Annotated in this window: 13 protein-coding genes; 4 read left to right on the forward strand and 9 right to left on the reverse strand. The window is 39.4% G+C overall.

The window, feature by feature from the left end; all coding sequences use genetic code 11:
- Nucleotides 1-11: 11 nt before the first annotated feature.
- On the reverse strand, nucleotides 12-419 hold the full coding sequence (locus MKZ11_RS17670) for a DUF1259 domain-containing protein (RefSeq protein WP_340795675.1): 408 nt from the start codon (nucleotides 417-419) through the stop codon (nucleotides 12-14).
- Nucleotides 420-688: 269 nt separating this feature from the next.
- On the opposite strand from MKZ11_RS17670, the gene MKZ11_RS17675 reads away from it, so the two are divergent.
- Nucleotides 689-2,179, forward strand: coding sequence for a peptide MFS transporter (locus MKZ11_RS17675; RefSeq protein WP_340795676.1), 1,491 nt, complete (start codon nucleotides 689-691; stop codon nucleotides 2,177-2,179).
- Between the two features lie 142 nt (nucleotides 2,180-2,321).
- The gene (locus MKZ11_RS17680) at nucleotides 2,322-3,338 is read left to right on the forward strand and encodes a DUF1646 family protein (RefSeq protein ID WP_340797044.1); all 1,017 of its coding nucleotides are present in this window, start codon (nucleotides 2,322-2,324) and stop codon (nucleotides 3,336-3,338) included.
- A 121-nt stretch (nucleotides 3,339-3,459) separates the two neighbouring features.
- On the opposite strand, the gene MKZ11_RS17685 is transcribed toward MKZ11_RS17680, so the two are convergent.
- The 5 genes from MKZ11_RS17685 to MKZ11_RS17705 all read right to left on the reverse strand — a co-directional run bounded on the left by MKZ11_RS17685 (nucleotide 3,460) and on the right by MKZ11_RS17705 (nucleotide 9,194).
- Nucleotides 3,460-4,428: a proline dehydrogenase family protein gene (locus tag MKZ11_RS17685; protein ID WP_340795677.1), complete on the reverse strand. Its 969-nt coding sequence runs from the start codon at nucleotides 4,426-4,428 to the stop codon at nucleotides 3,460-3,462.
- Nucleotides 4,429-4,527: 99 nt separating this feature from the next.
- Nucleotides 4,528-5,202, reverse strand: a complete 675-nt coding sequence (locus MKZ11_RS17690) for an amino acid ABC transporter permease (protein WP_340795678.1) — start codon at nucleotides 5,200-5,202, stop codon at nucleotides 4,528-4,530.
- A gap of 20 nt (nucleotides 5,203-5,222) precedes the next feature.
- A complete protein-coding gene (locus tag MKZ11_RS17695) occupies nucleotides 5,223-6,086 on the reverse strand; it encodes a transporter substrate-binding domain-containing protein (protein WP_340795679.1) in 864 nt (287 codons plus the stop codon).
- A gap of 294 nt (nucleotides 6,087-6,380) precedes the next feature.
- The gene (locus MKZ11_RS17700) at nucleotides 6,381-8,084 is read right to left on the reverse strand and encodes a methyl-accepting chemotaxis protein (RefSeq protein ID WP_340795680.1); all 1,704 of its coding nucleotides are present in this window, start codon (nucleotides 8,082-8,084) and stop codon (nucleotides 6,381-6,383) included.
- Between the two features lie 285 nt (nucleotides 8,085-8,369).
- Complete coding sequence (locus MKZ11_RS17705; protein ID WP_340795681.1) at nucleotides 8,370-9,194, reverse strand: GNAT family N-acetyltransferase; 825 nt, start codon at nucleotides 9,192-9,194, stop codon at nucleotides 8,370-8,372.
- Nucleotides 9,195-9,308: 114 nt separating this feature from the next.
- On the opposite strand from MKZ11_RS17705, the gene MKZ11_RS17710 reads away from it, so the two are divergent.
- A complete protein-coding gene (locus tag MKZ11_RS17710; protein ID WP_340795682.1) occupies nucleotides 9,309-9,863 on the forward strand; it encodes a hypothetical protein in 555 nt (184 codons plus the stop codon).
- Between the two features lie 48 nt (nucleotides 9,864-9,911).
- Here the strand turns inward: MKZ11_RS17710 and MKZ11_RS17715 are convergent, their stop codons facing one another.
- Nucleotides 9,912-10,733 carry a DUF2161 domain-containing phosphodiesterase gene (locus tag MKZ11_RS17715; protein ID WP_340795683.1) on the reverse strand — a complete coding sequence of 274 codons (822 nt, stop codon included), beginning with the start codon at nucleotides 10,731-10,733 and terminating at the stop codon, nucleotides 9,912-9,914.
- A gap of 97 nt (nucleotides 10,734-10,830) precedes the next feature.
- Here MKZ11_RS17715 and MKZ11_RS17720 point away from each other — a divergent pair, with 97 nt between their 5' ends.
- Nucleotides 10,831-11,253 carry a MarR family winged helix-turn-helix transcriptional regulator gene (locus MKZ11_RS17720; RefSeq protein WP_340795684.1) on the forward strand — a complete coding sequence of 141 codons (423 nt, stop codon included), beginning with the start codon at nucleotides 10,831-10,833 and terminating at the stop codon, nucleotides 11,251-11,253.
- A 186-nt stretch (nucleotides 11,254-11,439) separates the two neighbouring features.
- On the opposite strand, the gene MKZ11_RS17725 is transcribed toward MKZ11_RS17720, so the two are convergent.
- Both MKZ11_RS17725 and MKZ11_RS17730 read right to left on the reverse strand, forming a co-directional pair.
- Entirely contained in the window at nucleotides 11,440-12,195 is a 756-nt protein-coding gene (locus MKZ11_RS17725; protein ID WP_340797045.1) for an SDR family NAD(P)-dependent oxidoreductase, read from the reverse strand.
- Nucleotides 12,196-12,257: 62 nt separating this feature from the next.
- Nucleotides 12,258-13,064, reverse strand: coding sequence for an SDR family NAD(P)-dependent oxidoreductase (locus tag MKZ11_RS17730; protein WP_340795685.1), 807 nt, complete (start codon nucleotides 13,062-13,064; stop codon nucleotides 12,258-12,260).
- Between the last annotated feature and the right edge of the window lie 96 nt (nucleotides 13,065-13,160).

The following is a 13,160-nucleotide window of genomic DNA, read 5'->3' on the forward strand; positions in this document are numbered from 1 at the left end:
TCCTAGGATAGTTAGTCTGCAACCGGATAAGTGCTCAATAAGGTAAATGAATATGCTAATTTCCTTGCGAAATCCAGTGGAGGTTCAATGGATTGGATATGAATGTACATAATTGTTGGTTGCATATAGAGCCAGTGGTTATGTAATGCACTGACAATCAGCCCTTGCTGGATAATGGAGTGCATGAAGACGGGAATTTCGCTTTCCAAAACGGCAATTTCCGACATATTTAACGCAATACCTTTTTTATCCAAAGATTCAAACAAGACGCTTGCCGGAATGACTGATGTACTTGGACGTCCTTGAACAGTCACTTTTAGATTTCTATGAAAGGATACTGTACAAACCCCTTTCCCTATTTTACTTTTCCCTCGCAGAATTCCTGCGAATTGATCACAAAGTGACGCTAAATTATCCACCTATTCCCCCACTCCCCTTCAGCTTTAGTTCTCTATCTTTTCTTCACTCTATGAAAAATAACATGTATACATGTGCGATAACCTTTTAAACTTTTATAATATAATTAATTGTTATCACTAAAATATCTTTTTAATATATTGAGAAAATTAATATTATATTGAAACATTGAAATAACAGCGTTATTACAAATAATAGCGTTCCCAATAATTATTTTTGACAATTGAAAACGTTTAATTGTATTATAGTGAAATATGAAGGAGGCATCATGATGTCACAGATAACAAAGCAACAGATCGTGGAGAGTGTCCCGCAAAAAGGATTCTTCGGGCACCCGAAAGGTTTGTTCACATTATTCTTCACGGAATTCTGGGAACGTTTCTCGTATTACGGTATGAGAGCAATCCTCGTTTTCTATATGTACTACGAAGTAACGAATGGCGGACTTGGATTAGATAAAACTGTTGCAATGTCTATCATGTCTATCTACGGTTCCCTGGTTTACATGTCAGGGATTATCGGCGGATGGCTGGCTGACCGGATATTCGGTACATCGAAAGCAATTTTTTATGGTGGAATATTCATCATGCTTGGCCATATAGCACTTGCAATTCCAGGTAATATTGCAATGTTCTTTGTTTCGATGGTCCTTATCGTAATTGGGACAGGTTTACTAAAACCGAATGTCTCTAGCGTCGTCGGTGATATTTATCCAGAAAATGACAACCGACGCGATGCAGGATTCAGCATTTTCTACATGGGGATTAACATGGGTGCATTCATTTCTCCGCTTATCGTCGGAGAATTAATGAAAACAAGTTTCCATCTTGGGTTCGGCGTTGCCGCAGTCGGAATGTTTTTCGGACTATTAATCTTCGTCCTAACGAAAAAGAAATATCTGGGTCTTGCAGGAATGCATGTTCAAAACCCATTACAACCATCTGAGAAGAAAAAAGTATTCTCAATTTTCGCAATTGCCACTGTAATAATTGCAATTCTTGTCGCAATCGCCATTCCTCGAGGTTGGCTGACATTTGATTCGTTTATTGCAATTGTAGGGATCCTTGGTTTCCTTATCCCAACAATTTATTTTGTTGTTATGTACAGAAGCCCGAAAACAACGGCAGTTGAACAGTCACGTATCCTTGCCTTTATTCCGCTCTTCCTGGCGTCCGTCATGTTTTGGGCAATTCAAGAGCAGGGATCCACAATTCTTGCGCTATATGCAGATACACGAACAAACCTTAATATCTTTGGCTATCAAATTTCGCCAGCCTTTTTCCAATCATTTAATCCATTATTCATTATCACGTTAGCGCCAATCTTTGCTTGGCTCTGGATGAAACTTGGTGATCGGCAGCCAAATATTCCGCAGAAGTTCTCACTAGGTCTTCTGTTTGCCGGTTTGTCATTCATCATTATTTTACTACCAGGCTATTTCGGTGGCACTGATGCTCTTGTAAACCCTCTATGGCTTATTCTAAGCATCTTTGTTGTCGTCTTAGGGGAATTATGTTTATCTCCAGTAGGATTGTCAGCAACGACGAAATTGGCGCCTGCAGCTTTCTCTGCGCAGACGATGAGCCTTTGGTTCCTATCGAACGCGGCTGCTCAAGCGCTTAATGCACAGTTGGTCAAATTATATACACCTGAAACTGAGATGATGTATTTCGGGATCATTGGTGGAACAGCGATCGTCCTAAGTATCCTATTATTTGCAATATCACCGATTATTCTGCGGTTTATGAAAGGCGTTCATTAATAAGTTTCTAAAGAAACAAGCAGCCCCCTAAGTTTATGGGGGCTGCTTGTTTTATTTTGAAAATGAATTGTTTCCTATTTCCGTTTCCATGATAAAATGTACTTATCAATGTTTTCTAATTAAACGGAAAGGAATGATAACTATAATACTCGGCTTATCTATTATATTAATACTAGTATTGTTTTTGCCGTTCACAGTAAAAATAGTTGAACGGAACTTAGAAGTATTTTTGTTTATTATGGGGATTTCAGCTGTACTTGTAAGTCAAGTGCTTGACTCTGCTCTTATTTTTAAAGCTTTGGAAGATCCATTACATATCACGTTGGCTGTCATTATTGCAGGGCTATTGTTCAGATGGTTACAAAAACCTTTTGAAAAAGGAATACGCGGGTTGAGTAAAGCAATCCCTTTCCGCTTATTTTTAGCCCTTATCGTGATCGTGCTTGGTATCCTTTCCAGCATTATTACAGCAATTATTGCTGCTATTGTGCTAGTCGCAATCGTTGGTGTTTTGCGACTTGACCGTAAATCGGAAATTCGCCTAGTTATCATCGCTTGTTATTCAATTGGGCTTGGTGCTGTTCTTACGCCAATTGGCGAACCCCTCTCGACAGTGGCAACAAGCAAATTGGATGCTGATTTTTTCTATTTGCTTCGTTTGATCGGTCCTGATATCATTCCGGGCGTCATTGCATTCGGTATACTTGCAGTAATTATGATCAAGCCTTCGAATAAGTTAAATAGTTTGAAAGCTAATTTGGGAACGGAATCATATATGGATATAATTATCCGAGGGATTAAAGTATATCTATTCGTGATGGCACTGACACTGCTTGGAGCAGGTTTCGAGCCCTTTATCGAAAGATACCTCCTCGGGCTTAATCCGCTGGTCTTATACTGGATTAATATGATTTCAGCAGTACTCGATAACGCTACCTTGGCTGCAGCTGAAATCAGCCCTGTCATGAATGATTCGACCATTAAAGCTCTTTTACTAGGACTATTAATTAGTGGTGGAATGTTAATACCCGGAAATATTCCGAATATCATCGCTGCCGGAAAACTTAATATTAAAAGTAGTGAATGGGCACGTTTTGGTGTTCCGATTGGTTTGATTGCAATGGTCATTTACTTCATTGTCATTGTGACAGTCGGCTAAAACTAAGGAAAATACAGGTCGACCGCAGTCTAGACACCAATCGAAGTTAAAAAACTAACACCGTCTTTTAAAAAAGGATGTAAAATGAGAGATCTCTCATTTTACATCCTTTTTAGTTATCTTATTTTTTCTTGGTGATTCTTCCTAGAGCGAAGGCCCCAGCTGCTAAACCAAGCATTGTATTAGTTTTTTTATTGAATACTTGTTTAACAACAAGATTCAAGTTTTGCGGCCTCTCAGCAAGGCGGCGCATGAAATAACCATACCAGTCATTACCGAAAGGAACGTATGTGCAGAAATTATACCCTTCGCTAGCCAATTGTAATTGCATGTCCTTCCTGAAACCGTATAGCATTTGGAACTCAAATTTATCATTTGGAATGTTGTTGTCCTTCACAAATTGTTTTACATGGTTAATGACATGGTGATCATGTGTTGCAATCGATGTAAACTTGCCATTTAACAAATGCCATTCAATCAACTTAATATAGTTTTCATCAATTTCTGTTTTATCCTGATAAGCATATTCTTCAGTTTCTTTATAAGCACCTTTTACAATTCGCAAACGGAAGTTTTTATATTTCTGAATATCTTCTACCGCGCGGAAGAAATAAGCTTGAATTACTGTCCCAATATTGTCATAGTCCCTTGACAATTCATCAAGCAAATCAAATGAAGGTTGTAGACGGGCATGATTTTCCATATCGAAATTAATGAAAATATTATAACTGGCAGCTTTGGCAACAATTTCTTTTAAGTTTTCCAAACAGAAATCAATATCAATATCCAAACCTAGTTGTGAAGGTTTTAAAGAAATATGGGCATCGACCCCATGTTCATGAATGGCTTCGATTACCGCTAGAATTTGTTCCTTCGCTTCTAACGCTTCTTCTTTTTGAAAGACAAACTCGCCCAAGTTATCTACTGTACAAGAAATTCCATGTGCATTGAGTTCTTTGATACTTTGAATTGTTTCTTCAACGTTTGTTCCGGCCACGACATTTTGTGCCCCAAGTTTCAATCCATATTTTTTAGCTGCGCTGTTCAAAATTTGATTTTCAGATAAACCGATAAAGAGATCTTTTAACATGCTTCATGCTCCTCTATGCTGTTTTATTTATAAGTATAATTATATCACAAGTCTCTGCTTTTATTAGTATAAAATCAGACTCCAAAAACTATTTTACTATTATACATACGTGGAACGCTTCTCTAGATGATTCTGCCATATTTCAACCAGTAGACAGATCCCCCAATAGATAAGACCGACCAAAATATAAACCGTCATATAATCGAATTCTCTGCCGCCGACAATTTTTGCGCGTTGAAACAGGTCAGGTACGGTGATCATTGCTGCCAGTGATGATGCTTTGATAAGATCCAACAGAACGTTCGACAATGGCGGTATTGCAATCCGTGTTGCTTGCGGCAATATCACAGAGAGTAACGATTGCCCATATGACAAACCCAGAGCAGTTGCCGCTTCCCATTGCCCTTTGTCAACCGAGTTAAGTGACGACCGTATAATTTCAGCCATATAAGCGGAGGAATGAAGACTGAAGCCTATTAAAGCGGCTGTGACCGCTGAAAATTGAATTCCGATGTTCGGTAATCCGAAATAGAGCAAAAAAAGGAAGACAAGCATCGGAGTTCCTCGCATATAGGATATAAAAATTCGTGCCGGCCATCTGAAAAGAAACAACTTGGAAGTTCTGCTAAGTGCCAATGCTAAGCCTAAAACAAGTCCGATCGCCATACCACCAAACGAGATGAGTATCGTATATCCGATACCTTGTAAAATATATGGGAAGGATTCGATGGCAAGCGGTAAGTCGAAAATATGATTCCATTCAATTCCACTCACCTTACAATCCACCTTTCCATTTATTCAAAATCATAAGCTTGTTCAATCGACACGTCTTCCCCGTTAAAGAATTTTTTCGCTAATTCGGAAATTGTTCCGTCAGTATGCATGTCGGCAAGAACGTCATTCACATGTTTCAACAGTTCATCATTATCCTTTTTCATAATGATTGCTTGTACATTGGGATGGTACTTGATGTCTGGATGAATCATGATTTCAAACTCCGGAAAAGCTTCTAGAGCAAGCTTTTGTAAGTAATAATCATTTAAGATAACATCTGTACGCCCAATTTCCACGTCACGCAGATATACATCATTTGTGACATTATCATAAATCGCCTCTTCAGCACCGTAGTCACGGCCAACTTGCATATAAACGGAAGTCGCAGCACCTGCCGCTTTTTTCCCTTTCAGATCTTCAAGTGATTCAATACCCGAATGATCCGATTTACGAACAATTGCAGTGCCAAATGAATATTTATACGGCTCCGAAAATGTAAATTTCTCTTCCCGTTCCGGTGTTATTTCAATATCATTTACTGCTAAATCGACTTGATTGCTATTAAGGGATGTAAGCATTCCATCTAAACCCATTTCTGCAAACTCGATTTTCAAATCCAGGCGCTTACCTATCTCTTTCATAATTTCAACTTCGTAACCTGTCAATTCCTTGCTTTCGCTGTCATGGAAAGAAGCGGGATACAGAGTTCCTGATGTCGCTACAACAATTTCGCCCTTCTCTTGGATGTTTTCCCAAGGCGAACTTTTATTTCCACCATCTTTTTCTGCGCCGCCCTCCTTGCCGCATGCAGCCAGCAGCATAATCATCATTGATAGAAGTAATAATGACATGATTATCTTACGATGTCGCATTTCTTTCGCCATTCAGATTCTCCTTCTAAAATAGTATTGAACAAATATTTGCCCTTTAAAATTATAAAGTATTTCCCCCTTAGTTGTAACTTTATTGCTTTATAAGCACAAACACAGATTCCTTAGAATTAATAGTCTACTATGTTTTATTTTTAAGCCATAGATAGAAAAGCGAGACGCAAATTTCCAAATAAGAATAATATGAACGAAGTAGAATAATCGTTGGATCATCACTATGCTTGCTTTAAATTTAGCAGCGATAAAACCCGCAAAAAGCGATAAGCTCTTGCGGGTTTTGTCTTTTCATTATTCTAATCTAAACTGTCCGACAACCTTCTCAAGGTCTTGTGCCATATGACTCATTTCAGCGGAACGAATTGCGACTTCATCAATTGAAGCTGATGTCTGCTCTGTTGCTGCAGAAATATTATTTGTCATATCTTCAATCGAATGAATTGATTGGGTAAGTTGATTGATAAGCTCGACTACCCTGCTTGAACTCTCCGCTTCTGCTGTCGTTAATTCCGAAATCAGATTTATTTCTTTAACGGTTTCCGAGACAGCACGTGAGATATTACTCAAAGATGTAGCGGTCATACGAACTGTTTCCGTCCCAGATTCAATAAGTTTTGTGCTTTCTGAAGTAGAGGAAACAACTTGACTGATACTTTCTGTAATATCATGCACAAGTTTTTCAACTTCAAGCACTTCTATATTGGATTGTTCGGCGAGTTTCCGTACTTCTTCTGCAACTACTGCAAATCCTTTTCCGTGTTCGCCAGCCCGTGCAGCTTCAATAGATGCATTTAGCGCCAGTAAGTTCGTCTGTGCAGCTATACTCGCAATTGAGTTAGTAATGTTTTGGATTTTTGTTGTAGATTCAATTAAATTTTGAATCGTACCGCCCGCTTCATTTGAAGATACCCTTATTTTTTCCATATCATTATTGATATCATTTACGCTATGCTGACCTTCCTCAGCAGTCTGCATAGTCAATTGGGAATTCTCAACACTTAAGTCCGCTTTTTCTTTTGAATCTTGAAGATCATTCGCCAGAGTAGACAAGATTTTCGAGGCATGTTCCGCATTGATTGTCCCGTCGGAAATAGAGGCTGCCGTTTCACTCATATTATGTGCCACTTGCTGAACAGCCATCTGCATTTCATTTAATGAAGCAGTGGTATCAAGCGAGTTTCGTGTCAATTGAATAGAAGTGGATTTTACTGTGCCGATCATATTACGCAAATTAGCCGTCATTATGTTCAACGTGCGCCCTAGGTCACCGACTTCATCTTTACTAGTTACAACTGTGTCTTTAATGCTAAGGTTTCCATCTGCAATTTCTTTCGCATGAGCGATTAAAGCGGAAATCGACTTTGTTTTGCGTCTAATTAGCAAGATTGTGATAATCGATGCAATGATCATGGGAATCAGGCTGATTAAAATACCATTACGAACAACGCCCCATGTTCTCTCGGCTACAATCGAACCGTCAAAGTCAATAACACTGATTGCTATGATTTTTCCAGTTGAATCATGATTTTCAAAAATTGGAGCATAGCCGGATAAGCGCTCAATGCCTTCGAATTCATAAAGGTCTGTGTAAGTCGAATGCTTCATATCCAAGAGCATAGCAAGTGCTTCTTTATCGACAGGAACAGTATCCCCCGGTTTCAATCCTTTAGCACTTAAATGGTCATCAAGTGCTAGAATTTTCCCATCTAAATCGATGATGTATTGCGTTTCGAAAATAGCTTTGTGATTGATTGTCCAGTTAAGCTGTTGGCCGACCTCATCCATAGTTTCACGATCGCCTTCGAGCATTTTTCCCACGTCTTCCGGTCGAATTAAACCTGTTGTGATACTAGCGCAGCCATATGCTTCAACACCCGCAGCATCATACAATTTATCGTAAGCTGTTTTATATGTTGCGACAGATGTAATAGTCAGCATTGCAACCATAATACCGACAATGATGGTTCCCAATTGTACTGTTAGTGTATTTCTCATCGTTTTTCCTCCTACCATTCTACTAGTCTATAATACTCTATAATTTAGTAGAAAAAAAGACCAAAAGATGTAGGCCATTCGTCGAATTTATGTCTAATTAGACAAATTTCTACTTCTTGTGCCTATCTTCGCAACGCCAAAAGATAACGTGCATCTCATCTCCCTTTTACCGGCAGACAATGGCATGCACGATTGTTAATCGTCTTTGAAATTTGCAAAAAATAAAAAAGTTGACCTTGAATGGACGTCTCTGTACATTCGGGGTCAGCTCTTTATAATTCCGTTTTACACTCTATTTTTTTTATAATAATCTTGTCCTTGTATTTTTATGAAACCGACTGATTCATAGAGGGTAAGTGCACGATTATTTTTAGCTTCCACTTCAAGACATATTTGATTACCCGCATCGTGCTCGCTTTTCACTATATTACGAAGTACTTTTCTTCCATACCCTCTCCCTTGAAATTCAGGTAAGATAGCAAATCCGTAAATCCACGCTTCGCCTTCGGTTCGATTGATCCGCACTTTACCGACCGTTCTGTTATCTGCCTCAATCATTAGAAACTGCTCATCCTGTCTTTCTTTTATGCGTTCCAGATGAGAACGCGCATCTTCTTCATCCATTCCAAAAGCAAGAACGTCAAGCTTCACCTCAAGATTTGCATCACTTGGTTTTGCAACCCGCAGAAGAATCTCATCACTCGCTTCAATTGGCCGTTCCGACCAGCGCATCTGATACTCAGAAAACGCATATGTATATGGCTGTTTAGATAGCCATTCCTTAGCGGTGATAGAAGTTGATGGTGCATTCAATAGAATTGTTTGAAAGCCGTACTGTTCGATTGTTACTAAGGCTTGTTGCCAAAGCCTAGTGAAATGACCTTTTCTTCGTTCTTCGGGTATAACCATCCCACATACTTCAACGGTAGATCCGAAACCATATAGGGATAAACAAGCGATAAGTTGACCGTTCTTTTCATAAGAAAAATCCATTTGTCGTCCTTCTCTTTCGCGTAGCATCTCCCAATTTAATTTTAGTTGAATACCATCAGCGTTTTCGCATTCTTTTTGAAGCTGTTTAATTGCCATTAATTTATTCTCTTTCAACATACCTTTTCCCCCAATTTAATTAAAAACTTGTTGCATTCTTATGCATGTAACTAAAGTTACCCATATGGAATAGGATAAGGCGAACTCAACTATCCAAGAAACTGGAGGAGAATCATGCACACAGGACATAATGGATACCCCGCTCCACATTATCAAACATACCCAAAGATCGATCGATTACTGGCTAACTGGTCTGAACAGCCCAAAGGCACTGTCTATTCATTAATAAGTAAATATGGTCTGCCGAATGAAGCAAGCACCGAAAGAATGATCTGGATTAATAACGGACCATGGAAACGGACAGTCGTCCATCGCGATACTGTATTGCACAACTTTCCAACTACACATCTCGATTACCTTGCCCAGACAATAGATTATAAAGTTCCTATTGAATTTTTCGATGACCTTGCAAAATTCGATGGAAGTTTATATCCTGATCGTACAGCAGGTGAAATAACAGCGAAATGTGACCAAGAAGGCGCAAATTTCATGGCGATAAATCTAATGAACGATATCGTTACGCGCCGATTTACTGTCGAGCAGGCAAGAACTTATGCTATCGACATTGAAAAAAGACTGCGCCTACAAGGACAGTCGTCACCCTATCTGGAAAAATTATTTTTCCCTAAACAAACCCATACGGCTGATCCTGACGTTAGATACTTTTAATCTTTAGATGTCTACTCTACCATTTCCGCTATAGATTGTATCAATTCTTTAATTATTTTCCCTGGTCTCATGGTTTTCCAAGTAAACACCTCTAGTTTCTCTTACAAGTTTATGATAGTGATCAGAAAGGGCCTGAAATTTGTGCAACTCACTTTCCCCTGTGTCATTAATCATATACATCCCCCTCTGGATCCGATCAAACCATCCATAATAATTTTTATTCAGGATCGTTAAGGTTTTTTCTCCTGTCCCCATCTCCCGTAAGGATTTAGGCGATAAAGGTCCGGCTTGCAGAAGGCAGCAAGCTATAAAAATACAATTTTCTTTATAGGCAGTCATTATTTTAGTCTGATGGCTTCCGCCAACGTTGTAATCTCCGAGTCTGCCTTCCATTTCAGTAAGTATATCATTTCTTTTTTTCTTGCTGCGCTGCATACTTTTCTTTCGGTCAAAGGACGCGGGGTGAAATACTACTTCCGCCCGCGCGTCATCTTCTAGGAATGAAACGATGATTAGACCTAACTCCAATCTTCTTACCAAATGACAAATACCTTTCCACTTTTTCGAACGGAAGTTGATTTTTGGTTTAGGAATAGCGACATAAACATGATTCGTTAGCCGCTGTCTTTTTGTAGCTTGGACTAAAAGATCGATGTTCAGTGTCAGTTTCAGCTCGATGAGGACTAGTTCCTGATCTTTAACTGCAGCCACATCACACTCATTCACTTCACCATGGACATCGTACCCTTGTTGTGCAAAGTATTCTTTTACCGGTTTATATAAATCGACTTCATATCGCTTGGTCGTCTTGCCTGTCATGTTGAACTTCACCTCATTATTATGGTATACATAATTGAACGATACTACCATCCAAACATTTTTCTTGGATAATGGTACACTAAAAAGAACTGAAGGATGAAAAGATCCTCTGGGAACGCATTGTAGGAATAGGATGGGGTATATTATCATGTCTAATCAGACAATTTTTGAACTTCTGCATACGATTGAACAAGTGACACATAAAATGCATGTAAAGTGGCGGCAACAAGCGGATTACGATCTTGGCATCTCTCATATTCTTGCCTTGCATGAATTACAGGTGCACGGTGAAAGCCGGCCTTCAGATCTTGCCCGTATTTTGAACTTTACACCGGCATCTCTAACGCATCTTTCAACTAAACTTTTAAACAAAGAACTAATCACGCGTCGCCAGGATGATACTGACCGCCGTATCACCTATTGGACTATCACGAATAAAGGGGAAGCTTTACTTACTGTAGCCCAAAAAGATGGCCAGCATCTTCGTCTAAATGTATTTTCGCATTTGACAGAAGCGGAACAGCAATCATTGCTTTCCATTTACACAAAGTTGAATCAGTCACTAAAATAATAAAAATAGGGACCTATCCGCTAGTGCGAATAGGTCCCTATTTTTCTCTATTCTGTTGTTGTTTTTATCTCCATAACCAACAGCTGCAGCGCCTATTTAGAGTCCAAGAATATTATTATTTCCTATCCATCACTAGTACTCTTTGCCTCTTTAAGGGGCTTTTTTGAGTATGTTCATTTAACGGGCTTATCTAAGCTTAGTGGCTCCTCCATCTACCATTAGTGTCTGACCGGTAATGTAATCGGAATCCTCACTTGCCAAAAAGACAGCCGCACGGCCGATATCATTTTCCAGTTCACCAAGTCGTCGCAATGGAATTCTTGATAGCATCGCTTCATAAGACTCAGGTTGTTCAGTCGCCCATTGCTGAATACCTGGAGAATTAGCGATGGGCGCAATCAAGTTTACATTAATGCCGAACTGACCAAATTCATTCGCCGCAACACGTGTAATCGCCCGGATTGCTTCTTTTGCCGCGGCGTAAGATGCTTGATTTGCGTCCCCATTTATACCTGCTCCGGAAGCAAAATTAATGATTTTTCCTTTTGTCTCCTTTAAATATGGCAGAGCAGCCTGCATTAGATAGAACGTCGGATAAAATCCTGTATTGAATGATAAGTCAAGATCCGCTTGCGTCGTCTCTTCAAATGGCTTATTTTTCGATGCGTGGGCATTGTTCACTAAAATATCCAGCTTACCGAATTTCTCGACGATTTGTTTTACTATTTCCGGCAATTTATCATGCTCGGCTAAATTTGCCTGGATGAAAATCGATTCCGGTTGATAGACTTGCAATTCCTTGATTGCCTGGACCCCTAATTCCCCGTTCAAATCGACGATTACCACTTTAGCGCCCTCTTTTACGAATGCAGTCGCCATCCCTTTACCAATGCCCCCTGCTCCGCCAGTAATAAGTGCAACTTTATCTTGAAGTTTCATAATTGATCATTTCCTTTCTTGAATTATCTTTGCTAACTAATTTATGTGGATTACTTACTGAATTCTTACGATTTCGCTTGTGACATGAGCTGTTGAAAGTCAGCGATGCTCGGGTTACTTGAGTAGTGGCCACCCTCAACTTGAATCGTTTGACCCGTGATGAATTTCGATTCATCAGAAGCTAAAAATAAGACGGTATTACCGATATCATCCGCTTCTCCGTGGTATGGTAATGCATTATATTTCTCGAAAATATCAAGTACCTCTTGTGACATATTTTGCTTGGCCGCAGGTGTTAAAATCAATCCTGGAGCAACTGCATTGCAACGTATCTTATCTTTCCCGTATTGCGCTGCAATATATTTCGTCAAATTAACGACTGCAGCCTTCGATGCACCATAAGCCGAACGCACAGAATCACCAGCAAAGGCAGACATGGATGCAGTATTTATAATTGAGCCACCGCCCGCTTTTTGCATATATGGAATTGCATATCGGCTCCCCAGTAAAACGCTTTTAGCATTTACGTTCATTAAGCGGTCCCACTCATCCAAATCAATATTAACCACATCTAAATCCTTTTGTAGATTTGTCAATCCAACGTTATTATAAAGGACTGTAATCGCACCAAATTTTTCAACCGTGAAGTCAATTGCTTCTTTAATGGATGTTTCATTCCCGGCATCCAAAAACACGGCGACTGCTTGCCCACCTTCATTTTGGATGTTTTGTGCAACTTGTTTCGCACCTTCTACATTAAAATCTGCAATGACTACTTTTGCTCCTTCTTTTGCAAGAAGCGTAGCGGCAGACAACCCGATACCTGATGCTCCGCCAGTTACTAAAGCAACTTTATCCTGTACTCTTCCCATGAAATTAACCCCCACAACTTTGATTTCAATTCTCCATATACTTTAACATTAAAACATATTGAGGGGAAGTTTTAACTACGTAAGATTTTAAATACA

The organism is Sporosarcina sp. FSL K6-1508, assembly GCF_038007465.1.
In the GTDB taxonomy this organism is placed as follows: Bacteria; Bacillota; Bacilli; order Bacillales_A; family Planococcaceae; genus Sporosarcina; species Sporosarcina psychrophila_B.

Excerpts from the sequence above, each read along its gene's own strand:
- MKZ11_RS17700 (WP_340795680.1), bottom strand. The coding sequence starts at position 8,084 with ATGAGAAATACACTAACAGTACAATTGGGAACCATCATTGTCGGTATT.
- MKZ11_RS17685 (WP_340795677.1), bottom strand. The coding sequence starts at position 4,428 with ATGTTAAAAGATCTCTTTATCGGTTTATCTGAAAATCAAATTTTGAAC.
- MKZ11_RS17715 (WP_340795683.1), bottom strand. The coding sequence starts at position 10,733 with ATGGTAGTATCGTTCAATTATGTATACCATAATAATGAGGTGAAGTTC.
- MKZ11_RS17695 (WP_340795679.1), bottom strand. The coding sequence starts at position 6,086 with ATGGCGAAAGAAATGCGACATCGTAAGATAATCATGTCATTATTACTT.
- MKZ11_RS17675 (WP_340795676.1), top strand. The coding sequence starts at position 689 with ATGTCACAGATAACAAAGCAACAGATCGTGGAGAGTGTCCCGCAAAAA.
- MKZ11_RS17710 (WP_340795682.1), top strand. The coding sequence starts at position 9,309 with ATGCACACAGGACATAATGGATACCCCGCTCCACATTATCAAACATAC.
- MKZ11_RS17720 (WP_340795684.1), top strand. The coding sequence starts at position 10,831 with ATGTCTAATCAGACAATTTTTGAACTTCTGCATACGATTGAACAAGTG.
- MKZ11_RS17730 (WP_340795685.1), bottom strand. The coding sequence starts at position 13,064 with ATGGGAAGAGTACAGGATAAAGTTGCTTTAGTAACTGGCGGAGCATCA.
- MKZ11_RS17705 (WP_340795681.1), bottom strand. The coding sequence starts at position 9,194 with ATGTTGAAAGAGAATAAATTAATGGCAATTAAACAGCTTCAAAAAGAA.